The organism is Colwellia aquaemaris (genome assembly GCF_057548755.1).
On sequence record NZ_BAAJLV010000001.1, the window covers coordinates 289,675 to 314,185 of the forward strand.

19 protein-coding genes and 1 tRNA gene are annotated in these 24,511 nt (G+C 37.8%); 5 read left to right on the forward strand and 15 right to left on the reverse strand.

Features of this window, described 5'->3' with window-relative positions; all coding sequences use genetic code 11:
• The first annotated feature begins 140 nt into the window (after positions 1-140).
• The 4 genes from AC27HL_RS01315 to AC27HL_RS01330 are packed head-to-tail and all read left to right on the forward strand — an operon-like array spanning position 141 to position 5,137.
• Positions 141-2,771, forward strand: a complete 2,631-nt coding sequence (locus AC27HL_RS01315) for a reprolysin-like metallopeptidase (protein WP_487078417.1) — start codon at positions 141-143, stop codon at positions 2,769-2,771.
• A complete protein-coding gene (locus AC27HL_RS01320) occupies positions 2,764-3,153 on the forward strand; it encodes a hypothetical protein (RefSeq protein ID WP_487078419.1) in 390 nt (129 codons plus the stop codon). The genes AC27HL_RS01315 and AC27HL_RS01320 overlap by 8 nt, the downstream gene beginning before the upstream one ends.
• A 12-nt stretch (positions 3,154-3,165) precedes the next feature.
• The gene (locus tag AC27HL_RS01325) at positions 3,166-3,861 is read left to right on the forward strand and encodes a response regulator (protein WP_487078421.1); all 696 of its coding nucleotides are present in this window, start codon (positions 3,166-3,168) and stop codon (positions 3,859-3,861) included.
• Positions 3,851-5,137, forward strand: a complete 1,287-nt coding sequence (locus AC27HL_RS01330; RefSeq protein WP_487078422.1) for a sensor histidine kinase — start codon at positions 3,851-3,853, stop codon at positions 5,135-5,137. The genes AC27HL_RS01325 and AC27HL_RS01330 overlap by 11 nt, the downstream gene beginning before the upstream one ends.
• Here the strand turns inward: AC27HL_RS01330 and AC27HL_RS01335 are convergent.
• The 6 genes from AC27HL_RS01335 to AC27HL_RS01360 form a co-directional block, all read right to left on the reverse strand.
• Positions 5,134-6,387, reverse strand: coding sequence for a sensor histidine kinase (locus AC27HL_RS01335; RefSeq protein ID WP_487078424.1), 1,254 nt, complete (start codon positions 6,385-6,387; stop codon positions 5,134-5,136). The two genes, AC27HL_RS01330 and AC27HL_RS01335, sit on opposite strands and share 4 nt — an antisense overlap.
• Positions 6,377-7,063, reverse strand: a complete 687-nt coding sequence (locus tag AC27HL_RS01340) for a response regulator transcription factor (protein WP_487078426.1) — start codon at positions 7,061-7,063, stop codon at positions 6,377-6,379. The genes AC27HL_RS01335 and AC27HL_RS01340 overlap by 11 nt, the downstream gene beginning before the upstream one ends.
• Before the next feature lie 164 nt (positions 7,064-7,227).
• Positions 7,228-8,406 (reverse strand): alpha/beta hydrolase, encoded by a 1,179-nt coding sequence (locus tag AC27HL_RS01345; RefSeq protein ID WP_487078428.1) that lies wholly within the window; start codon positions 8,404-8,406, stop codon positions 7,228-7,230.
• A gap of 67 nt (positions 8,407-8,473) precedes the next feature.
• The gene (locus AC27HL_RS01350; protein WP_487078430.1) at positions 8,474-9,247 is read right to left on the reverse strand and encodes a MipA/OmpV family protein; all 774 of its coding nucleotides are present in this window, start codon (positions 9,245-9,247) and stop codon (positions 8,474-8,476) included.
• Between the two features lie 365 nt (positions 9,248-9,612).
• Positions 9,613-9,688: transfer RNA gene (locus AC27HL_RS01355), tRNA-His, on the reverse strand.
• A 187-nt stretch (positions 9,689-9,875) separates the two neighbouring features.
• Positions 9,876-11,900 (reverse strand): methyl-accepting chemotaxis protein, encoded by a 2,025-nt coding sequence (locus AC27HL_RS01360; protein ID WP_487078432.1) that lies wholly within the window; start codon positions 11,898-11,900, stop codon positions 9,876-9,878.
• A 205-nt stretch (positions 11,901-12,105) separates the two neighbouring features.
• Here AC27HL_RS01360 and AC27HL_RS01365 point away from each other — a divergent pair, with 205 nt between their 5' ends.
• Complete coding sequence (locus AC27HL_RS01365; protein WP_487078434.1) at positions 12,106-12,654, forward strand: DUF1285 domain-containing protein; 549 nt, start codon at positions 12,106-12,108, stop codon at positions 12,652-12,654.
• Between the two features lies 1 nt (position 12,655).
• On the opposite strand, the gene hemN is transcribed toward AC27HL_RS01365, so the two are convergent.
• From hemN to AC27HL_RS01410, 9 genes are all read right to left on the reverse strand, one after another.
• Entirely contained in the window at positions 12,656-14,026 is a 1,371-nt protein-coding gene (gene hemN, locus AC27HL_RS01370) for an oxygen-independent coproporphyrinogen III oxidase (protein WP_487078436.1), read from the reverse strand.
• A gap of 181 nt (positions 14,027-14,207) precedes the next feature.
• On the reverse strand, positions 14,208-14,708 hold the full coding sequence (locus AC27HL_RS01375; RefSeq protein WP_487078438.1) for a DUF2489 domain-containing protein: 501 nt from the start codon (positions 14,706-14,708) through the stop codon (positions 14,208-14,210).
• Positions 14,709-14,717: 9 nt separating this feature from the next.
• Positions 14,718-15,293 (reverse strand): GTPase-activating protein, encoded by a 576-nt coding sequence (locus AC27HL_RS01380; protein ID WP_487078439.1) that lies wholly within the window; start codon positions 15,291-15,293, stop codon positions 14,718-14,720.
• A 721-nt stretch (positions 15,294-16,014) separates the two neighbouring features.
• On the reverse strand, positions 16,015-16,548 hold the full coding sequence (locus tag AC27HL_RS01385; RefSeq protein WP_487078441.1) for a VOC family protein: 534 nt from the start codon (positions 16,546-16,548) through the stop codon (positions 16,015-16,017).
• A gap of 141 nt (positions 16,549-16,689) precedes the next feature.
• Positions 16,690-18,474, reverse strand: coding sequence for a M61 family metallopeptidase (locus tag AC27HL_RS01390; RefSeq protein WP_487078442.1), 1,785 nt, complete (start codon positions 18,472-18,474; stop codon positions 16,690-16,692).
• A gap of 90 nt (positions 18,475-18,564) precedes the next feature.
• Complete coding sequence (purU, locus tag AC27HL_RS01395; RefSeq protein ID WP_487078443.1) at positions 18,565-19,425, reverse strand: formyltetrahydrofolate deformylase; 861 nt, start codon at positions 19,423-19,425, stop codon at positions 18,565-18,567.
• A 92-nt stretch (positions 19,426-19,517) separates the two neighbouring features.
• Entirely contained in the window at positions 19,518-19,742 is a 225-nt protein-coding gene (locus AC27HL_RS01400) for a VF530 family protein (RefSeq protein WP_487078444.1), read from the reverse strand.
• A 217-nt stretch (positions 19,743-19,959) separates the two neighbouring features.
• Complete coding sequence (locus tag AC27HL_RS01405) at positions 19,960-20,688, reverse strand: glutathione peroxidase (protein ID WP_487078446.1); 729 nt, start codon at positions 20,686-20,688, stop codon at positions 19,960-19,962.
• A gap of 206 nt (positions 20,689-20,894) precedes the next feature.
• Positions 20,895-24,152: an ATP-binding protein gene (locus tag AC27HL_RS01410; RefSeq protein WP_487078448.1), complete on the reverse strand. Its 3,258-nt coding sequence runs from the start codon at positions 24,150-24,152 to the stop codon at positions 20,895-20,897.
• Between the last annotated feature and the right edge of the window lie 359 nt (positions 24,153-24,511).

Genomic DNA, 24,511 nt, shown 5'->3' on the forward strand with positions numbered 1-24,511 from the left:
ATGTTTTGTTAACCTATGATAAGCTAACTTATATATTTCAATGTATCCAAGCGGATACAATGTGTAGACAATTAGCTACTAACAGCAATTATTTTTAACGCTATGATGTAAATTCAAAGTTGTAAAAGCAGGAATTAAAAATGGTTAAATCAAAATTATTTCTCGGTTTGTTTTGTTTTATCGGAGCAATAAACATTGCTCAAGCAAGTGCTTATGAAAATGTAGCTATTGATAAACAGTTTTGGCAAACACCTAGCGACACAAGTATGGCACCTGTATCGTTGACAAAGGTAAATAGTAAGGCAACGTCAGGTTTAAATTTTGAAGTTGATATCTCAGTACTTGAGCAGCAACTTTTAAATAACGACAGAATATTAGTGGACTTACCTTTACCTGATGGTCGCTTCGCTAAATTTGAGTTAACTGCATCACAAGTAATGCACCCTGAGCTAGCAGCTAAATACCCTACCATAAGAACTTTTTCTGGTAGGCAAGTAGAAAATGCTAATAACGTCGGACAATTTGATATTACCCCGCAAGGTTTTCATGGTGTATTTAACCAAGGGGATGAACAAATTTTTATCGACCCGAGCAGCCAAGCCAGTAATAGGCACTATTACAATTATTACCGTAAAGATGCTGAGCCGATTGTAACAACCGAATTTTCTAAACGCTTAGCTCCGCGCAAACGAGCGGCAGGCGCAAACAATGTAAATTTGCAAAAATTAACTTCAAATAATACCAAGGCGACAACTTTAACAACATATAGACTTGCAATTGCTACTACAGGGGAATATGCAGCATTTCATGGCGGAACAAAAGAAAGTACCCTTGCGGCATTAGTAACTTTAGTTAATAGATTAAATGATGTTTATCAGCGTGATCTATCAATGAAATTTGAGTTGGTAGCTAAGAATGATAGCATTATTTTTACCGATAGTAGTACCGACCCTTTTGCCAACACCGATGAGGATATTGATTTAAATGCCGGAGTTATTGACGGCGCTATTGGTGCAGAAAATTATGATATTGGTCACTTGGTAGGTACAGGTGGTGGCGGTTTAGCTGGCTTTGAAGTGGTGTGTACGAGTATCAAAGCAGAAGGCGTTACGGGCAGCAGTAGACCAACATCTGATTCATTCTATATTGACTATGTTGCTCATGAAATCGGTCATCAGTTTGGTGCGGATCATACCTTTAATGGTGGTATAGAAGCGTGTGATGGCAATCGTGAAGCTGGCAGTGCTTATGAGCCAGGAAGTGCATCTACTATTATGGGCTACGCTGGTATTTGTGGAGAACAAAATATACAAAGAAACTCAGATCCTTATTTTCATATTCATTCTATCGAACAAGTGCGTAACTTTACCTCGCGATTATCAAGCTGTGGTACAACTTCAAGCTTATCGAATGATGCTCCTACGGTGAATGCTGGAGTTGATCGGACAATTCCAGCCAGAACTCCGTTCACGTTATCTGGGACAGCAACTGATCCTGACGGTGATAGTTTAAGTTATAGCTGGGAGCAATTTGACTTAGGTGCGCAATCGACTAGTGCCGCTGAAGATGCAATTGATGATGGTAAACGGCCACTATTTCGCACATTTAGCCCGGTTAGTAATGCTGAGCGTACGTTTCCTAAGCTAGCTGATATCTTGACCAATACAACTACCTATGGTGAAGCGCTACCTACTATGACGCGTGAGTTAAACTTTAGACTGGTAGTGCGTGACAATCAAAATAACTTAGTTGATGATGCGCTAAAAGTTAATGTGATTGCTAATGAAGAAGGCTTTAAAGTTAATGACATTGCCAATTGGAATAGCTCAGTACAAACCGTAACTTGGCTAACTGCGGGAACGGAAAATGCTCCTGTATCTTGTGCGGCGGTAGATATTTTACTTTCAACGGACTCTGGTCAAAGCTTCTCGCAAACACTGGCAAGTAACGTTGACAATGATGGTAGCCATACAATTAATTTACCTAACCTAACAACGAGTACAGCACGGATAAAAGTTGCCTGTAGTGACAATATTTTCTTTGCAATTAATAGCGCTGATTTTGAAATAAATTCAACAGATGCTGCACCAACCAAGCCAGTGTTTTCAGGGCAAAATAATATAAGTACAAATGAAGACACTAGTATTGCATTAAATGCGGCATTACTAACGTTTGAAAATAGTCCGGTAATCGAGAGCTTAGTCATTACAGCAGGTGAAAACTATAGTTTTGATGGTTTAACGGTAACACCAGCGCTAAATTTCAATGGCAATATCAAGGTTAATATGACGGCAACTGCCAATAGCCTAGTGAGTGACCCATTCCAAGTTAGTATTGATGTTAAAGCTATAAACGACCTGCCGGTGGCAAATGCTGATAGTGCAACTGTCGCTCAAGATTCCACGAACAATGAAATAGATGTTCTGGTTAATGATAGTGACGTCGAAGGGCAAGCGCTAACCCTAAAAACAGTTAATGCCTCAGGCAACGGCACGGTCACTATTGTTAATAATAAAGTTAATTACACACCAGCAAATGGCTTTAGCGGCTCTGAAACCATTAATTATACCATTGAAGATTCTGAACAAGGCGGTGCCAGTGCGCAAATATCTATAACGGTTACTGCGGCGCCAGTTACACCAACGCCAGTAACTCCTCCAACGGTTGAGCCAGAAAGTAGTTCTTCTGGCGGTGGTAGTGTTTATTATTTACTGCTAGTTTTATTTATCGCTCTGCGTCGTATTGCTGTTAAAGGATCGAATAATGCTTAAAAACTATTGTTTAGTAATAATATTCATCGTGGCGTTAGCGAGCATGGTAGCTTGTAATAACCAGCCAGAAGCCGAACAATTAGCGAGTAAAACAACAGTTAAAGCGGTAACAGAAAGTGATATATCAGTTGCAATTGAAAAGTCGATATCCAAGAAAGACTTTCGCTTACTGCACAGTAAAGGAAGACGGATTGTCGTACCGGGGTTAGAGCAAGAAGACATAACCTTGATACAGTCACAGTGTGGATTAAAGCCTATGAATAATAGCAATGATGTTATGAAAACCAGCGAGCAAAGGCAGCAGCAAAAATTAGCTTATGCTTTTGCGAAACAATTTAACCAAGCTATGTATGTTCATTGTTTAAATGCGATAAAAAATTAAGGTAAAAAGGGTTTGGCAATAGAAAAAATTCTCTTAATTGATGATGATATTGAACTCACTGCCTTAGTTAGTCAGTTTTTGATTATGAATGGCTTTGAGGTGGAAGTACAAGGGGATGGTGCTAAAGCGATTAGCCATATACTTTCAGCGAAACCGGATCTAATCGTTTTAGATTTAATGCTGCCAGGCTTAGATGGCTTATCGATTTGTCGTCAAATTAGAGAGGATTTTTTCGGTCCTATTATCATGTTAACAGCGCTTGATGATGATATTGATGAGGTAACAGGGCTTGAGGTTGGTGCTGATGATTATTTGTCTAAGCCAATTAAGCCGAGAGTTTTGTTGGCTCATATTCGCGCACAATTACGTCGCCATACTCATATCAGCCAGCAGCTTGATACTCATATTAAAACGGCATTGTCTGATGAGTTAGTGATTGATGCCACTAAGCGAAAAGTTAGTTATCAGCAGCAAGAAATCTCATTAACCTGCGCTGAATTTGACCTATTATGGATACTTGCCAGCCATGCTGGGAAAATTATTTCACGGGATGAATTACATCAAGAAATATTTCGTCTTGCCTATGACGGTATAGATAGATCGATAGATTTACGCATTTCAAGGTTGCGTAAAAAGTTGTCTGATAACTCCAAAGAGCCCAATATAATTAAAACTATTAGAAATAAAGGTTATTTACTTGCTAAGTAAAACTAAAAAAAAGTTATCGTTACTTTTTTTACTACTCTTGCTTAATTTGGTTTTTGCAAGCTTATTGCATAGCCATATTTATAACTTAGTAGAAGATTATATCTATCAAGAATACGATAAATACGTATTAAGTGCTAAAGAGAAAGTACATTTAACCTTTAATAATCTTAACGTGGAAGACTGGCAATTAAAGGCAACTGAGTTAGGCAATATGTACGATACTCAGTGTTTAATTGTTGCCAATACCAGTGATAATTTCTCTAATGATATTTTACAACTCATTAATTCGCCGCAATCCGTCTCGGGCGTTGCCGACTTAACTGGTGCTATGGTTTATTACCCACTTAATGGTGAATTTGTTGCAGAGTTGGGACCTATTCCATTTAGTTCCATGCTTTCATTTATTTATGATTGGTTTGCATGGGCCTTAGCGATAGTTTTGAATTTAATTTTTGCCTATTGCTACTTAACCTATAGCGAACGAAAGCAGCAAGAATTGACCAAAGAAATTTTAGCGCTGCCTATTTCAATTAAAGCTGATGAGCAGCCCTTAGCAATTCTTGCACAACTAAAGGATTCACTAGCGCAGGCACAGCGAGAAAATGAAAGTCGTTTGTTATCACAAAGAGATTTACTGCATGGTGTAGCACATGAGTTTAGAAGTCCAATGTCGCGGATTCAATTTGCTTTAGATATGCTTGAAGATACCCCAATTGATGAGCATTCAAAACTAACTAACAGCATGCATACTGCGTTAGCTGATTTAGACGAATTGGTGAAAGAGCTATTGTATTACGCGCGTTTGAAAGACAGTCAAACTGTTTTACAGTGTGAGTTAGTCAATTTAGTGAATATTTGTAATGAAAGTATTGACCAAGTGAGTTCATTTTATCCAGAAGTTGAGTTTTCTTTGCAGACTGCACATGCGGTTCCTATGTATGCAGATGGTAAACAAATTAAACGAATGTTAGTCAATTTATTGCGAAATGCCGGCCGATTCGCCAAATCTAGCTGCCGCCTTAGCGTTAAGATGAATGGGTCAAATATTAATTTTTGGATAGAAGATGACGGCGTTGGGGTTCCCCCAGGTAAAGCAGAAAGGATTTTTGAGCCATTTACGCGTTTAGACCCTAGCCGTTCGCGAGACTCTGGCGGTTGTGGCCTTGGTTTAGCTATTGTTGCCTCTATAGTCGACAAACATCACGGCTCTATAGAGGTTAAAGAAAGTAAACTAGGCGGTGCTTGCTTTAACATAACTTTTAATAACAACGGCTAAGTAAATTCAATAGTAGCTGTTAAGTTTTGCTCTGTTTCTTTTAGTGTAAATGTCCAGCCCTGTTGTTCACAAATACGGCGAATAATGATTTGCCCTAAGCCATACCCTTGAGCTTTAGTATGTTGATAATTATTACTTTTAACATTGCTGACGCTGATACTGTTACCTGATAAATGAACCGCTATGTTATTTCCTTCGGCATATTTAATGGCATTTATTAATAAGTTGCCAATCGTGATATTGAAATGAATTTTGGGTACCGACAAGGTTGGATAAATACTGCCCTGACAACTAAAGTGTTTGCCTTGTTTCTCGGCTCGTTGTTGGTAAGCTTTTAATAAACTATTGAATAGTGTAGTGATATTTTCATACTCTATATTCGTTTCTTGTCTTTCCCGAGCAAGGCTCAACAAGACATTTATAATGTCTTCCATTTCCTGTGTTGCTCGTTTTATACGCTGTATTTGCTTGACGGTGCCGGGCTGTTGTTGCATTTCTAATAATTCAGTTGCCCCTTTAATTATCGTTACTGGCGTTCTAAGTTCATGGCTAGCAAAACTGGTGAATTCTTGCTCACGATCGATAAAACTTGAAATTCGCTGACTGTAATCATGAAGGGTTCTATATAGTAAGCCAACTTCTTGATCATTCGCCGATAAACCTGGATTTGCAAAGGTATTAAGTGTGCTGTTATCCGTATTTTTTATTTGTGCAATAAGCTTAAACATTGGTGCCATTGCCTTATTGATTGTGCGTTGGAAGATATACAGAACGACGATTAATAATACGAAAAAGAGTGCTAGGGTGATCTCGGCAATAACAATTTCAGACGCTTCACTAATCTCTAAATCGTAAACATCATAAAAAAAATAAAGTGTGGAATTAGAATCGTTTACTACAGCAATATGAAACTCTTGATATGGTGCGAATTCTACATCATGAAAACCAACACCTAGACTTGCTAAGCGTTCTTGATATTGCGTTGGTACTTGCTTTATATCTCGATAAATAGTGAGATTGACACTGGAAAATTCGTTGCGCTGGGCTGTGGAAAGTTTCTTGTATTGTTTTACTATTGTTTGTAGTTGTCGTTCAAATATATGATCTTCTACAGATTTACTAGTAAAAACCAGTGCGACAGCACCAAGTAATGCAATAACTATAAAGCCGCTAATTAGCGTTAGCTTAAGCTGCTGGCTTAAACTTAGTTTACTAAGGTAAGCTTTAATGACGTGGTTTTTATTGTTCATGGTTTACATGTTCCAGTTTGTAACCCTCGCCATGTTTAGAGGTAATAATTAAATTTGGAACATAAGTCGATAACAACTTTCTTACTTTGTAGATATGACTGCGTAAAACATCTTTTTCAGGCTTTAAGTCTCCCCATAATTGAAATTCGATTTCTCGTTTGGCGACAACCTCCGGTTGTTTTTTCATTAAAATTTGCAGAATTTTGAAGTTAGCCAATGTTAATGGCAATTCTCTATTGCTAACTTTGGCGGTTTTATTTGTTTGATTAATAGTCAATTGTTCAAAGGTTAACTCATTAACATAATCGAGATTTATTCTACGAACTTGCGCTTGTAAACGTGCATATAATTCCTGTATCGCAAACGGCTTAACTATGTAGTCGTCAGCACCAGCGTCAAATCCTGCTAGTTTATCAGATAGAGTATCGTTAGCCGTTAGCATTAATATCGGAGTTGCGGGTTTGTCACTGTTTCGTATTGCCGCTGTTGCCGATAACCCGTCCATTTTCGGCATATTGATATCCATAATGATCGCGTCGTAAGTATTCTCAGCCGCTAAAGCAATAGCCATTTTCCCATCATATGCAAAGTCAGCTTGGTGACCTTGGGCTTCAAGGTAATCGGCTATATTTTCGGCCAAATCGAGATGATCTTCAGTGATTAAAATACGTAGCACAGGTATTGTCCTTGGCAACCTTGTTATCATGAGCATATCAATTTTTTCTGTTAGTAACCTTATTTGTACGCAAATAATTTCAGTATTAGGCGTTTGAGTCGGTCAAGAAATCGTGATAGTGATTTCTTGACTTTTTGTCAGTAAGGTTAATAAAGTTGCATAGCCTAGTTGATTGGAAAATGCTGATTTAACCAGTTGACGACTAATGGCATAGTTAGCTCGTCAGATGAACAATGCCCTTGGCTAATCTCTTCTTCAACAATTATATACTGTCCTTGTGTTGATGATTGTGCAATTAATCGCATATCACTAACCGGTGAAATTTTATCACTGCCTTGGTTAATCGCCAGCATAGGTACTTCAGTTTTTATTTTGCCTAAATATTGGCTTGATAATGCTAAGGCTGAGCCTTGTTGTTCTAATTGCTCTTGCGATAAGGCAAAACGAGATAATAGTGCATCTCGTGTCATATCAGGTATCAATGTCATAATAAAATCGAATTTTAGAAATGGGCCATTGACTGCACCACACCAACTAATGGCACCGGCAATCTCGTCGCTATTGGTGAAGGCGGTTTTAATTGCTGCGTTACCACCAAAACTTTTCCCCATTAACACTATATTATCTGGCTGGAGTCGTGGGTCTTGCTTAAGTTTTTTAATGACTTGCTGATGAATAATATTCGTGCGATCAGTATGTTGTACAAAGTTATTGTTACTGCCTAAACCAGGCAAATCAAACGTTACCATGGCCCAGCCGGCTTTTTTAATGTAGTCACGATAAATAGGATAAAGCTGGGTTAATGCGTGGTCGCTACCGTTGGTCATTACTAAAACAGGCATTGCCTTAGCAGGCTGTTGTTTTGGTAAGTGTAAAAATGCTCTTGCTTGGCCATCGCTAGTAGATACGGAGATTTGTTCAAGTACCGCACCGTCAGCTTCAACCGCTTGTTGATAATTTTCTAAAGCTTTACGGTAAGAATTATTTGAGAGAGGTTGTTCGTTGATAAATGGGTAAGCGGCAATAGTGTAATACATGCTTGCCGCTAGAAAATCACCATCGGCATTTGCCTGCTGACCCGCACTATCCCATTCATAATGCCAATTACCACTTTTGTATTCTGTGGTTGCAAGGTCAAAACGAGCGTCTTGGTTTTGATTCTTTACCTTAATGTTATTAATAATTTGCGTTATGGTTTGTTGATTAGCGCCGGATGCTTGCCAACCATAGGTACGTAAATCACGATACCAATCATCCTGGCCTTGTAAATAACGCATTGATGATGAACATGCCGTTAATGCCAACACGGCTGTTAAGCAAAATAATTTTGTTGTTTTTTTCATGACTAAACTCTGTTCCAATATAGCAGGAGCTGGCTCCTGCCGGTTTTAGCTAGTGAATAGCCCGTGATTAGAATCGGTAGCCGATGCCTATTGCTGCACCAAATATATTGGTACTGTCAACAAGATCAGAATCGGTGATAGAGCTATTTAATTTACCGGCTTCTAGTAAACCTTGTAGGTAAAAGCTTTCACTAATTTGATAAGAAGCAATAGCTTTTACACCGTAGCTAATACCACTGTCGGCATTGTAAGTGCTGTTAATTTTATGGTTTAGAGGGTTGTTCATTTCGTCTTCACTAATGCCAAAGTAATAGTTTTGGTAGTCAGCACTGTCGTATCGAACATAGCCTTTAAGTTTGAAAATATAGCTGTCAGATACCCACTTACGGCTGGCATCTAATTCAAGTGAAAGTCCTTCGCCATTGTATAGAGGGGTAATGGTGGTAACGACCGGGCCTGTGTTAAAAGCTGCACTGAAACCATATTCCATTTTACCGTCACGGTCTTTGAAGCCTTTATAGCCTTCAGATAAGTCGGCAGCTTCTAAATCAAAGCCTTCAAAAGGTCGAATGATTGAGGAAAATTGAAAGTTTTTATTTTCAATAAAGCGATAACCAAGTTCATTTCCTTGCCAATAAAAACCACCATGCTTAATGCTGCCGGCAATGATGGGATGACTATCATTACCAACATCGACAAAAGGTGAAGATTCAACTTTAATACCTAAGCCCATATTTAGGCGATCTGGGCCATTTGAAATTTCAACGCTTTGTGCAGCCGAAGAAACTAAAGCAAGTGTAGGAAGCGTGATAGCTGTTAAAAATTTATTTAACGTATTCATAATAAACCTTTATAGGTGAGTAGATTGACTAATATGCGGTGATTATAGAAAGGCAAATGTCAACCAAATGTCACTTGGCATAAGGTAAACAAATTAATATTTAACAATTAATTTAAAGTCTTGAAATTAATAACAATTGACGTCTTAGTTACAGAGAAATGATGAAGGTCATGAATTTTAAATCCATGGATTAATAGGCTGGAGGTCATTCCCGTTTCGCCATTGAATATAAAGCAGCAATGATTTTAGTTTATAGAAAATAGAAAATAGAAAATAGAAAATAGAAAATAGAATTAAATAATTAACTAACTGAGCATGACTATAGAGCTAATGACTAGATTAAAGAATTCTTAAGAAGGAGAAGATGGGGTGGCTAATGGGACTTGAACCCACGACAACCGGAATCACAATCCGGGGCTCTACCAACTGAGCTATAGCCACCACTGAATTTACTTGAAGCGCCTCTTGATAAGGCGCGAGGATTGTATTGCATTTTATGGTCGATTGACAAGAAAAATATCGGCTTTGTAGCGACTTTTAGCAAAATAATTATTAATAATTAAAACTAGCGCTTAAATTATCGTATTTTCATTGGCTATTATTTGCAACATGCCATGAACTTAGCGATCTAAACTTTAAATGTTTTTACTTGATCAGATAAGTCAGCCGCTAAGGTTGCTAATTCATCACTTGCCGCAGAAATTTCTTTTGCACTATCGCCTGTTTCCACGGAAATATCGCTTATTTGCACGGCTTGTTGGCTGATATCACGAGCAACCTCACTTTGTTGTTGTGTGGCTGTTGATATTTGAATATTCATGTCAGAAATGACAGACACTGAAGCCTCTACTTCGGTTAATGACTGCGTTACTTCATGAGTTTTGGCTACAATGCTTTTTGCTTGTTCGCTACCTAAATTCATAGAGTCTGTTGCTTTAATCACTTTGCTTTCTAGTGATTGGATCATATTTTCGATTTCAATGGTCGAATTTTGGGTATTTTGCGCTAAAGTTCTCACTTCATCGGCAACAACAGCAAATCCTCGGCCTTGTTCACCCGCTCTGGCAGCCTCTATGGCAGCATTTAGCGCTAATAAATTTGTTTGGTCGGCAATACCTTTTATTACCACGAGAATGTTTACAATATTGGTTGTACCTTCTTGTACTTCGTCGATCATGGCTTTTGAAGCCAAAATACCTTCGGACAGCTGCCTGATTTGTTCTATGGTTTCGTTTACTGCCGTTGAGCTAGTATGTACAAGTCGTTTTGAATCATCGGCAGCATCGGAGGCTTCCGAGGTTCTACTTGTTACTTCATCTATAGAAGCGCTCATTTCGTTTATCGCCGTTGCTACTTGCTCAGTGGCCTGATGCTGCTGATTAACATTAGTATTCGTGTGTGCAGTTATGCTGGATAGTTCTTGTGACGCGGCTGCTTGTTGCTGTGCAGACGCAGAGATATGTTCAATCATGTCTTTTAACTTTATGATCATATCGTGCATAGCCTGTTGTAATAAACCTAGCTCATCAATTTGGTTTACGGCTACATTTTGCGTTAAATCACCAGCAGAAACATGCTGGGCAACATTAACCGCTTGTACAATTGGAGTGCTAATATTTTTCGCAATAAACAGGCCAATCAAAGTAATAATAATTGATGCCAAAATAACGGTTATGGTTGATATGTTAATGAGGCTGTTTGCAGTTGCAAAGGCTTCAGCTTCATCAATTTCTGCGATTAATGCCCACTTAAAACCATCTAGTTCTATGGTTGTAAAAGAGGAAAGTACGGGATTGCCGTTATAATCAATGATTATCTTGCTGGTATGTAGGTTGTTAAATGCGTCGTTAACGGCTTCCGTATCAACACCGTTTTCAGCCACTGTACCAGCGAACGAAGCCAAAAGAGAATGACCGCTAGGATCTAAGAATGAATCTGAGCGCATACGTTTATCTTGCCCGACGAGATAGGTTTCACCTGTTGCGCCCATTCCGTCACGTTGTTGCATAATTTCGTTAACTTTATTTATTGGAAATTGTAATGCTACATAGCCCGCAGCGTTGCCATTTTCATCTAGTAGCTTGGTCATCATAAATGCCGCAGGCTCGTTATTGGATGGCGGGTAAGGCTTGAAATCACTAATGCTTAATGTGTCGTTGCTACTGTTTTGAGCTTTCTTATAAACTTCTCCAATACTACTGTCTGCTAAAGTTGAATTGAGTATATTCATACCTAAATCAGACTCTTTTGCGGCACTAAAAACAATATTGCCGTTTAAGTCGATTAAAAATAAGTCGTACCAAGCATTTAGCTTATTTATATTTTGAAAATGAGCGCCATATTGCTGCTCAAGTTGCTGCCATTCGGGGCTTGCAATGCCAGTGTTTAATGTTGCTGAGGTAAAGTCTTGCAATGCTTTGGCTGTATATGGGGAGTTGTTGAGAACTAATAAGCTAGATTTTAACGAATTTATGTAATTTTCTAATTGTGACTTTTTTATTGTTCTAACAGATTCGAGTTGATTAAAGGCCTGTTGCTCTATGGTGCTTTTGGCCATATTAATGGTAAAAAATGCAAAAATAATTAGAGGAAACAAAGAAAGGGATAAAAAAGAAAATACCAACTTGTGATTAATTTTTTTAAATTTGAACATGGAGTTAGCTGCCTTAGATTTATTTTTTATTCCTCCTTGACTCAAATAATTTCCTTTGTATTGAGCGTAACACAAATTTTCAATATTTCGACTTGGCATGACTATTTTTATTGATAGTAGTCAAAGTTATTAATTTAATTAGTATATTTTTACTTTTATTGTTATTTTGCTACAGTTAAATAACAATGCTTTGAAGAAAAACTTTATGTCATTAGAAAAAATAACTGAACAAATATCCAATTCTAAACAAGGTGTTGCGGGTAAAATTCCACCAGTAGAATTATGGGATCCACCTTTTTGTGGAGATATTGACTTGGTGATTAAATCTGATGGGAGTTGGTTTTATAATGGCACGGTTTTTAAGCGTTTATCGTTAGTTAAATTATTTGCATCGGTACTTAAGAAAGAGCAAGAAAATTACTACTTAGTAACACCCGTAGAAAAAATTGGCATTGTTGTTGAGGATGCGCCGTTTCTTATTACCCAGTGGCAATGGTTGGATAGCGAACAATCAAAATTACAAGTGACGACTAATTTAGATGATACTTTTGAACTCAGTAATGAGCACCCTATTTCGCTTGATAAATCAGGTAACTTATATGTTAGGGTTAGGCGTAACCTGTTAGCGAAAGTGCATCGCAATGTTTATTATCAATGGGTTGATATGGCGTCAGAGGAATCAATTAAGAACGGCACTGAATTGTGTTTATACAGTGCCGAAACTAGATTTGTGTTGGGAGTGTTAGAAAATTAACCTAAATGACACGTGAAAAGCGCTGTTTACTCACATGTTGTTTCATGTAGGCATCAAAACTCATGCAAATATTGCGAATGAGTAAGCGAGCTTTTTGCTCAACTTTAATTTCATCTTGGTTATTAGTTACTAAGCCGTCATTAATAAATGTTTCAAGTAATGGCAAATCATCTGCAAAGTAGTCGTCAAAATTAATTGCAAACTTAGTATTAATTTTGTTTTTATCTAAATATAAATTACACATAAGTTCACGAATAACTTCACCGCGAATAATATCATCAGTCGATAAACTAACACCTTTAACTTGTGCATGAGCTTGTTTGTCGATGGCTTTATAGTAGTCTTGCAACTCTTTGGTATTTTGGCTAAAACTGTTACCTATGGCACTAATAGACGACACACCTAAACCCAGTAAATCGCAACCACCTTTGGTGGTGTAGCCTTGGAAGTTACGGTGTAAGCTACCATCTTTTTGCGCAATTGACAGCTCGTCTTCTGGTTTTGCAAAGTGGTCCATGCCAATAAAGTCGTAGCCAAAGTCACATAACTTTTCAATTGCTAATTTCATTAGTGCAAATTTTTCATCAACACTAGGTAGCCATTCATCGCGTAATTTTCGTTGTGCAGCAAAGCGTGCTGGTAAGTGGGCATAGCTAAACAATGAAATACGGTCAACGTCCATTTCGTGGGCTTTATTTAACGTACGGGTAAAGGTATCAATATTTTGGTGTGGTAAGCCGTAAATGAGATCAATGTTAATTGATTTGAATCCAACCTGTTTTGCATGGGCAATAAAGTTTTCAATAAATTCGGTTGATTGCACACGATTAATAGTTTGTTGTACTTTCTCGTCAATATCTTGCACACCAATACTTAAACGATTGAAACCTAAACTGTACAAGTGCTCGGCCAAGTTCATTTCAATTTCACGAGGATCAATTTCAATACTCATCTCAACTTGTTCTGCAAAAGTAAATTTTTCTTTTAACAGTTCAACAAGTTTGGTGATTTGCTCGTGTCTTAAAAAGCTTGGTGTACCGCCGCCCCAATGTAATTGTTTGACTGTGTAGTCTTTAAATAACGGTGCTCTAGACGCAATTTCTTCTGCTAGAAACTCAAGGTAGGTATCGGCTTTGTCTCTATGGCGCGTAATAACTTTGTTACAGCCACAGTAGTAGCAAAGGCTATGGCAAAATGGGATATGAACATATAAAGACAACTCACGATTAGGCGATGTTTCTATCGCTTGCACTAAATGGTCATGGTTGAATTGATCATGAAATTCAAGCGCCGTTGGATATGAAGTATATCGTGGACCACTAGTGTTGTATTTCTTTAAAAGTGCGCTATCGAAAAATTGAGTTGCTTGCATGAGTCTTCCCGTTTATCAATCTGTCGTTATTATAGGGAAACTGGCCGCACAAACATTGATCAAGCGCAAAGCAGGTGTTGTTATTGTGACTTATATCAAATTCTGTGTAGTTTTATTAATAAATACAGCTACTTAAAGTTATATAAAGTAGCTGTTATTTATTGTGGTGTAATGAAGCGACTTAAATCGCTTCATTATTCAGAACGGCTGTGCGTTCGTTGGCATATTGATGCAATAGTTCAAGATCGCGTTTAATATCATCGGCTAACGTTGCTTCAATTTTCATACGTTCTAAATCGAGTTTCATGCGTGCTTTTTTAGCTAGTTTTTTACGCTCTTCTAAAATAGGCATATGCTTTATTGCATCATAAAGTTGGAAAATGGCGGGAAACTGCTGTTGCAGGTCTTTGCTCAATTTTAATGAATCAAGCAGTACACTTAAGCGCCAACAACCTTCCGCGAGATCGCATTGTTCTTCTTTCATTGCGCGAACAATAATGACAACGCTTGAGATAATTTTTTTATCGTGTTTTTGTAATGCTTGTTTTTGCGCAAGTTTTGCTTGCTGTTGTGCCTGCTGTTGCTGTTTTAATTGTCGTAACAACTTAATGGCAATTGTTGCGAGCACAACAATAATAATGACACCGATTAAAGTGATATATAGCCAAGGATTTGTAAACATTAATTAGCCCTATTCAAATCGAGATAAATCGCTGTTATCAAATTTATCCCAAAGATCGTCTTCAGAATCGGTTTTGGTTGTTGTTATCGCTACTTCATCTTCTTCGCCAGTGTCTAGCTCTTGACTAATTTTTTCATGCTGTTCCATTAAATCATTAAAATAGTCAACTTCATCTGCCGTTAAAGCTTGATTGCTATCTTGTTTTTCAATGATTTCTTGTAACTTAGCATCTTGCTCAATTCGCGAGAGTTGTTCGGCTAATGTTTCGCCTGATTCAACAACGCGAATAGCAGCAATTGGTGAATTTTCTTGAGTTTTCTTTTTAGTTGGCTGAGGTTTATTCATCGCCGTAACGGCTTTGCCTAAATCAATAGGTGTTTTATTGCCGATACGAGGGTCTTTTTTTACCTTTGGACTTTGCTTGTTATTAACGCTAGCTGTTGCCTCTTTTTGTCGGTTACCTGCTGCTTTGCCACTTTTTTTCTTTGGTTTACGAGGTGCAGGTGAAGCTAGTTTCTTTTTGTCGTCTTTTACAACACCAATTGAACCAGTACCTGGTTTACGTGATTTTTTCGTACGGGACATAGTCATAAACTTAAAATAATGAACACTTGTTGGTATTTTACGACATTCCGAACCAAACAGCGATAGAAAGAAAAAAAGCGACGTTAATAACGTCGCTTTTGGAGAAGAATGTGGTGTTTATCCACATATGTAGTTCCGATTCTTAAGTGGTTGTCCTAACCTTTTGTTACAGTCCCTGTGAATTTGACAGTTTCCGATCTTGTTATATTATCTTCCGTGTTTAATTTTATTTTTCTCGGTCATCCTAACGCTTTCTAGTGCTTTCCCTAATGCCCTTTTTGAGCTTAACTTCAGTTCTCGTCCTGAGATAAAGTGAATAATCCGTATTTAAAATGATTTGTTGCGTTAATAACGCGTATTGCTTTCCATGCAACAACTTTCCATTTTGTTATATGCTGCTTCAGCAGCTGCCCTATACTTTACTGAAGTTTTTCGAAGCGGCAAGTGACTTTTAACGCTTATTTAATGTGCAAAAAAAGGTTTTTTTATAACTGGCTGTTTTCTAATGTAATTTAATGTAAAAAAAATGTAATTTATTTTTAATGAGGTGTAAAACTATGGTCAATGTCTTACAAGTTTGGCATTTAGTAATTGAATTAAATTGCGATATATAGGTTACGAAATTCTTCGTTAATAGCGGTAGTGCTAGATTTTAATTTTTCATTAGGGATAAAAAAAGCGAGCTACTTATTAAGAAGCTCGCTGTCTTAACTAATTGAATTTAATCTTCTTGTTGGTGCAACCAAGCGGCGTGGGTTGGAGCTTTTTTGGTTTGTGACCATTCTTCTATCATTAATGGCGCAACACGCTTTAATTCCGCATATTGTTCTGCCGTGCCGGTATTAGCGGCCAATTCTAAGCGATGACCATTCGGATCAAAGAAATAAATTGATTTAAATACCCCGTGATTAACTGGCCCCAGAACGTCAATACCTTGCGCTTGCAATTCTGCTTTTGCTGCATTTAGAGCGTCAACATCTTCTACTTCTAACGCAATATGCTGTACCCATTGTGGTGTGTTTTCGTCACGCCCCATATCTGGTGAGTTAGGGATTTCAAAAAAAGCCAAAACATTGCCCATACCTGCATCTAAAAATATGTGCATGTATGGGTCAGGCGCTTTCGTTGACGGTACTTCATTTTCTGCTATGGCAACAGTAAGTTCCATATTGAGGTGTTTTTTATACCAATTTACGGTTTCTTTTGCGTCTTTACAACGGTATGCGACGTGATGGAAGCGTTTTAAATTAATCATAATATTGTTTGTTATGCGACTCTCGAATGAGCTAATTTTTACCATAACTCAATAAGTGACCCTAATTTTCTCACCAGTTTTATACATTTATATTGTCAGCAAATACGTACGCTTTAGTTTACATAGCCAAATTTTAATGTGCTAGCCTTGGCTCTGCCAGCCCTTTACCTGCATCTCGTCAACAACTTTCAAGCCAATGGCTGAAAGCGGCGAGTCAGTTATGGTAAACGATGCTGTTAATAATTGGTCATCTCGAAAGTAATGACAATTAACGTCAGTGTTTTTGCCTATATGATCAAACAAAGCTTGTATTGATTGTTCGGTCATTTTTAGTCCATCAACAGCAATAAGTATGTCATTTACAGCTAAACCCGCTTTTTCTGCTGGTGAGTTTGCTAAAACCTGTGTGATTTTTAAGCCAGTATCTTGTGCTTTAAAGTGAGCACCGAAATAAGCATGATAGTTTTCTGCCGTTGTGGTTTCGAGGCTATTAAGTTTTTTGAATTTTTGTTGGGTTAACTGTACGCCGAAAGTTGCTAATTCATCCGTTAAATCTATACGTTCGCTACTATATAGATGGTGTTTGAATTGAGCCGAAATATCTTCTGCACAAAGTATATTTGCGATGTTAATAAAGTCTTCTTCATTGGTACCCATGCTAGTGCGACCGAAATGGATCCATAGCTCTTTCATTAACGTGTCTAAGCTATATTTTTGCTGAGACTTAGTTCTAATGGTTAAGTCTAACCAAAGAGCTATTAGCGAGCCTTTGGTGTAGTAACTGACAATATTATTAACAGCATCAGGCCCTTGCTGATAAAACTTTGTCCAAGCATCAAAGCTTGATTCAATAACACTTTGCTTTAGTTCTCCTTCTCCCCGGTAAACTCGTGTTGCTGTTTTGGCTAATAATGCTAGGTATTCGTTAAAGCTAATCAGGCCTGTTCGGTACAAAGAGAAGTCATCATAATAAGAGGTTATACCTTCAAACGCCCATAATTGTTTAGTGTAAACTTCTTCTTGTAAATTATATGGTGCAAATTCTTTCGGTTTAATACGGCATACATTCCAAGCATGAAAATATTCATGTGAACATAAGCTTAAAAATGTTTTGTAATTGTCAGTTAGTTCGGTTTCTGGGTGTTGTGGATTAGGTAAATCAAAACGACTGGCCTGTAAAATGGTTGAGTTCTTATGTTCTAAGCCACCAAAACCACTGGCTTGCAAATGAGTGATAAACCAATACTCTTGAAAGGGAGCTTCACCAAATAGATTAATATGGTGTTGGCATATTTTGCGAATGTCGGTTGCTAAACGCTCGCTGTTTCCGTAATGCTTACTGGTAAAAACTAAGTGATGTACCACGCCTTCGACGGTAAACTCTGTGCTATCGAAATGACCAAGTGCGACTGGGCAGTCAATTAAATGTTGATAATTATCAGCAAGGTAGCGACCAAAATGGTACTTCTCTGTCTCTCCGGCTCGTGTCAATCCTGTCGCAACTTGCCAAGTTGCATGCGCTGGCATTTTAGATTGCTCAATAATTAGTTCACAGGGCAAATGATTAAGTTCTGCAACTTCAAGGAAAGTTGAACTGCCGTTAAAGAAGCCCCGTTGGCTATCTAGATAAGCTGTGCGTACGGAAAGGTCAAAGGCAAAGACTTGATAGCGAATATGAGCTTGTGTGCTAGTGGCAATGAATGTCCATGTTTGCTTGTCAATTTTGTTTAATGTTATTGGTTGCTCATGTTCATTACGTGCCTGAATTTCAATAATATTTTTTGCAAAATCTCGGATCATATAACTACCAGGCAACCACGCTGGGAGTGACAAGGAATATTCTTTTTCTGCTGAGGTGTTAAATGTTAAATAAACCTCGAAGATATGACTATTTGGGTGAAGAGGAGAAATTTTATATTGGATCATAAAGCACAAATGTTGGTGACATATTTGTGCTTCAATTTATCAGAGTTAATGAAATAAAGCAGCTTAAAGGTTGATTGGCCGTTGTAACAGTTAGCTTAAAATCACTGTTTTATCATTATTTAAACAAATGCGTTGTTCAGCGTGCATTTTCACTGCTTGGCATAAAGCTGTTGCCTCTAAATCATGACCAAGGTGTACCATTTTCTCTATGGTATAGGTGTGATTAATCGGCTTTACTTCTTGCACTATAATTGGCCCTTCATCTAAATCAGCCGTAACATAATGTGCAGTTGCGCCTATCACTTTGACACCGCGATGGTGGGCTTGATGATAAGGTTTTGCGCCTTTAAAACTTGGTAAAAATGAATGATGAATATTAATTGCGCGGCCGCGTAAGCTGTGGCAAAGCTCGTCAGAAAGAATTTGCATATATCTTGCCAGCACGAGTAAGTTGCCTTGGTAGTGTTCGAAAATAGCGAGCATTTCACGCTCTTGCTGCGGTTTGTTTTCTTTAGTTACTGGTAAATAGTGAAATGGAATTTTATGCCATTTAGCTAACGCTTCGCAGTGTTGGTGGTTTGAGGTAATGGCAACAATATTAACGGGTAGCACACCGGCTTTCCATTTTGTTAACAGTGAAACTAGGCAATGATCATCTTTTGAAACTGCAATAACAACATTAGGCACATTACTGAGCTCACGTAGCTGGTATTGCATGTTTAATGGTTTTGCCAGTAAATCTAGGGCTTGGCTAAACTCATCTATGGTGACATTAAGTTCCCGATCATCAAAAGCAATACGAGAAAAGAAAGTGTCGGTGTATGGGTCGCTGTATTGACATGTTTCCGTAATAAACGCACCGTGCTCGAATAAGCTTTGGGTAATTTTAGCTAATACGCCTGACGTATCAGGGCATTGCCAAGTTAAAATGTAATGATGGGTATTTTCCATGTGCCTGTAAATCTTTGTAAAAACGATTTTTCAGTGTGTCACTTCAACGCTTGAATCGTAAATAATATTAAGCTATATACTAATGCCTTTTTTTAGCTTAATTTGCTTTTATGTTGAATGTAGAGCGCTTCAACTTTTTCACGTGCCCAGGGTGTTTTACGTAGAAATTTTAATGTGGAATTAATACTTGGATTATCGGTAAAACAGCGTATTTTAATTTGTTTGCCAAGGTAAGCAAAACCGAAGTGTTCAACAAGCTGGGTGACAATAGTTTTTAATGTGATGCCGTGTAAAGGATTATATGGCTGATGATCCATAGTATTGTCCAAGAAAATATTGTATCGCTATTCTAGCATTAAATATGAGGTGGTGAACATGGCCACATTGCTAACGACATATGAGGATATATTGATGTTGTGAAGTGAAGAGGCCTAGGCACAGTCATGGCACGACGACATTCCTTTTGTCCAGAATATCGTCGTTTATTGTCATCCGTGACATGCCGCTCAACCTGAATTTATATCAACTGGTAAATTAGCTAAAGTGAGCTATTAAATCTTCGCTACCACCAATGTGCTGACCATCAATAAAAACTTGTGGCACAGTATCGGCATTGGTAATGGCTTTAAACATAGTTAAATTAATGTCTTTGCCAACCTCTAACTCTTCAAATGTTAAGCCTTTTTCAGTTAACAATGCTTTTGCTTTTTTGCAATATGGGCAGGTTAGTTTGCTAAAAATGGTAATTGCTGACGTTTGACATGCAGCTGGGTTAATATGGGCTAGCATAGTGTCGGCATCTGATACTTCAAAAGGGTCACCAGGTACGTCAGGTTCAATAAACATTTTTTCAATAATGCCATTTTTCACTAACATGGCGTATCGCCAACTACGCTTGCCAAAGCCAATGTCAGTTTTGTCGACTAGCATGCCCATAGCATCCGTAAATTGGCCGTTACCGTCAGGAATGAAGCTAATTTTGTCGGCATCTTGGTCTTGTGCCCAAGCATTCATAACAAAAGTGTCGTTTACCGACATACAAATGATTTCATCAACACCATTATTAAAAAATGTTGGTGCCAATTCGTTATAACGTGGCAAATGTGAAGACGAACAAGTAGGTGTGAAGGCGCCAGGCAATGAAAACACAATAACAGTTTTGTTGGTAAAAATGTCGTCGCTGGTTCGTGTTGTCCATTCGTCGTTGGCACGTAAGGTGAAAGTCACATTTGGGACTGTTTGCTGCTCTTTATTTTTTAACATACTAGCTCCGCTATCTATTGCTTATTTATTGTTGCTATTTGGTATGGCGTTATTATTCATCTATACCATGCTTAAGTAAAATTTCTAATTTGGATGCTATCAATCTAAAAAATAGATTAATAACAAATAATAGGTTCGATTATTTAGTGTAGCAATAGATTTTCTTTTCGCTGCTAGAGCTGTTTAACGCAATTTGGGCTCAAATGTTAACTGTACTGTTTTAACCAATGATGTATTTCATCAACAAGCTGGTCTATATGCATAATTAATTCTGCGGCCTTGGTATTCATTTTTTGCTGTTCATGGCTTTGAGCAAGCAATTCTGTTTGTTGAGCGATGCCATCGAGCTTTTGGCCACATAAATAGCGTACACTTCCTTTTATTTTATGAACAACAGCTTGAATATTCGGATACTCTAAAGCAACAAGCGCTGCCTGGAAATTGCTTTTGTCTTGCGCCCAAGACTCGATAAATATCGCAGCAACATCTCGACTTAGTTCAATATCATTACCGTTGGTAGCCAATAATGATTGTGAATCAAATAAGCGGTAGTTTGACGACAGATTTTGCGATATTTGGCTGCTATTTTTCATTTGCTGTAATTGGCGATAGGCATGATTGAGTTTATTGGTAATTTGTTCCTGTGGACACGGCTTGGCCATATAGTCGTCAAACCCTGCATCTAAGCACATTTGTGCAGCACCGCTTAAAGCATCAGCTGTTACCGCGATTAGCCATAGTGGTCTGAGGTGCTTAATTTCTGTGAGGCGGGAGGCTAGCTCAAAACCGTCAATATTTGGCATATGACAATCTGAAATTATGATGTCGTATGGTGTTTCGGTATGTTTATCGAGTGCTTGTTGACCGTCATAAGCTATATCGGCAGTAATTTTTAAACGAGCTAACTGCGCGGTAAGCACTTTAATATTTACCAAATTATCTTCAGCAATTAATACTCTTATACCATGAAAGCGTAAGTCATCTTCTGCATTTACTAGCCTAGTACTTTCTCTGCGATCATCTTTTGCTTCTATTTGTTTTGCTAGTTTCAGCTTTAAATTAAATGAAAATGTACTGCCTTCACCCTCTGTCGATTGTAGGGTGATTTTACTCCCCATAGCTGTGGCGATTTCTTGGCAAATACTAAGGCCTAGCCCTGTGCCACCAAAGTTTCGAGTTATTTCGTCGTTTGCTTGAATAAAAGGTGTAAAAAGTAGCGCCTGTTTGTCTTTGGCTATTCCTATGCCTGTGTCAGCGACCGAAATGCAGATGGTATGATAAGTATTATTGTGACTCACAGTTTCATCGATTAGTTGTATTGATAGTTTAATAGAACCTTCGGCTGTGAACTTTTTCGCATTACTGAGTAAGTTATTAAGAATTTGTGTCAGACGAGTTGGATCGGTGAAATAGCGGTTGGTAATTCTATCATCAATTTCTAGGATAATAGGCGTTTGATTGTTGTCAGAGATATGACTAATGCTACTAATAACGTCTTTGGCAATTAGCTGTAAACTCGCGGCAACTGACTCAAGAGTTAATTTACCCGCTTCAATTTTGGAAAAATCTAATACGTCATTAATCAATGCCAGTAAATTGCGGGCTGAGCCCTTTAGTGTCGTCAGTAATTCTTGCTGAGAGCTATTGAGATCGGTAAATGACAGCGATTCCGCCATGCCTAAAACCCCATTCATTGGCGTACGAATTTCGTGGCTCATGCGTGCTAAAAAGGTGAGTTTTTCTTGTGCTGATTGTTCCGCTTTTTCGCGGGCGATTTCTGCTTTCGATAATGCTTGAACAATTTCTCTTTGCTGCGCTTTTTTGATACGTCGACGTTGATAGTTAAACCATGTGATGATCAATATTATTAGCAGTGTGACTAAAAGAAAAAACTTCACATTTTGATAAGTTACCGCTATTTCGCCTGTGTTAGTTTGCCGATTACTAAAAACCGATTTATTCCATTTGGCATAAATATCATCGAGTCGGGTTGCCGAGATATCGCTGATGGCGCGATTAATTATGGTGAGTAAGCGAGAGTTGTCTTTGTGGCTGGCAAAGGCAAAGTTTGCATCTGGTAAAAACTCTGGTAGTGGCTGACTCGTTAAACTTGATAGTTGCATTTTCTTGATCAAGTAAGCAGATGACAATGATTGTCCGATAAAAGCGTCTGCTTCTTTATTTGCCACCGCCAGAATTGCTTTATTAATATCGTTGTAATGCTGAAATTGAGCATGCGGGTATTTTTGTAGTAGATGCTCGCTTGAAGTTAGCTGTTCAACAATAGCTATTTTTTTATTGGCTAGGTTATCTACATTAAGGTCGTCATGTTCATTAACACGATAAATAACACTATGATTGGCTTCAAGGTAAGGCATAGAAAAGTTGAAAAATTTTTCATAGATTGGGCTTTGTTCAATATGCACGATAATATCGGTTTGCTTACTTCTAACGCTGTCAATTGATGCTGGATAACTGGGTACATATTGCGGCCGAAAAACTATGCCTGTTTTTTCTGTGATAATGTTTAGTAAATCGATGGCATAGCCGCGCTCGGTGATGTTATTGAGGTTTTTAGTGATCACATAAGGTGGAAACCCTTGTTCAAGTATTGGGTATGTTAGTTCATTGTGATCAATAAGGTATTGCTTTTCATTTTCTGATAAATCTTCAATATAGTTGCCTAAGGTAATATTAATTGTGCCATTACCATTAAATGCGTATTTCTTCCGCCAAAGCTGTGCTTGTATTGCTCCTACTGCGCGTAAACTGTCATTGATTTGATATAGCAATTTACGATCTTTCTTTCGGGTAACGGTATGAAAATATATTTTAGGGGATTCGTCAAAGTTTACCGAGTAATTATCCAGTAAATTGCGTTGTTGAAGTTGTCGAGTTAAATGCCAAGGTTCAACAGAATAAAGCACATCGTATTGGTTAATGTTGCTAATTAAACTATTGATAGAAGGGTAGTAATGACGCTCTATATTTTTATTTAAATAGTTTAATGTGCTTGACTTGTCGCTATGAATGCCAATTTGAATATTATTATTATTGCTGCTATTTATTCTTCTAAAAACCCGTTGCTGAAAACTGGCAAAAGGCACGCTATATAAGACATGCTTTTGGTTTTCTTCCAAAACAGATATTGCAGCAATATCAATCTCATGATTGGCTAATGCTTGGTAAATATCGCGCGATGCCATGTAAACAAATTCAATGTTTTTTTGATGATCAATAGCCCAAATTTGCCAATATTCACGCAAAAATTGCGTTAGGCGTTGTAAATCACTGTTGCCAGTATCTTCTATTGCTTTTTGTATGGGTAATGCAATACGTAGCGGTGGTTGTTTTGTTGTTATTTGAGCAAGGGTGTCGTTGGCATAAATTACCGACGTTAACCAATGCCCCGAAATAAGAAACAGCATACAAAGAAGCTTTAACAAAGGTATTTTAAATGTCATCAGTATGATTACTCTGCTGGTGAAGATAAGCGAACAATTGGAAACTTAGTGAGTGGAAAATAAAGCTATATTGTAACTTGAATGGCAGTAATAACGAGCAGATTTACACGCCAGTAGCAATTAAATAAGGCTTAGTTACGCTTGGTTAACAAAGTTTGAAGAACTTAGTAACAATTGCCTTGTTTTAATTGTTTTCAAGGCCAAATACTTGAAGTTTTGAGTCTGTAATTGGGTGTGATTTTGCTAGTGAAGAGATGTGGACATATGATTAATATTGGTAAAGCTAACAAAACTATTTATGTTCAGATTATTGCATGGTAAATTATCCACAATAAAGTTGTATATACAATTTGGAGAGT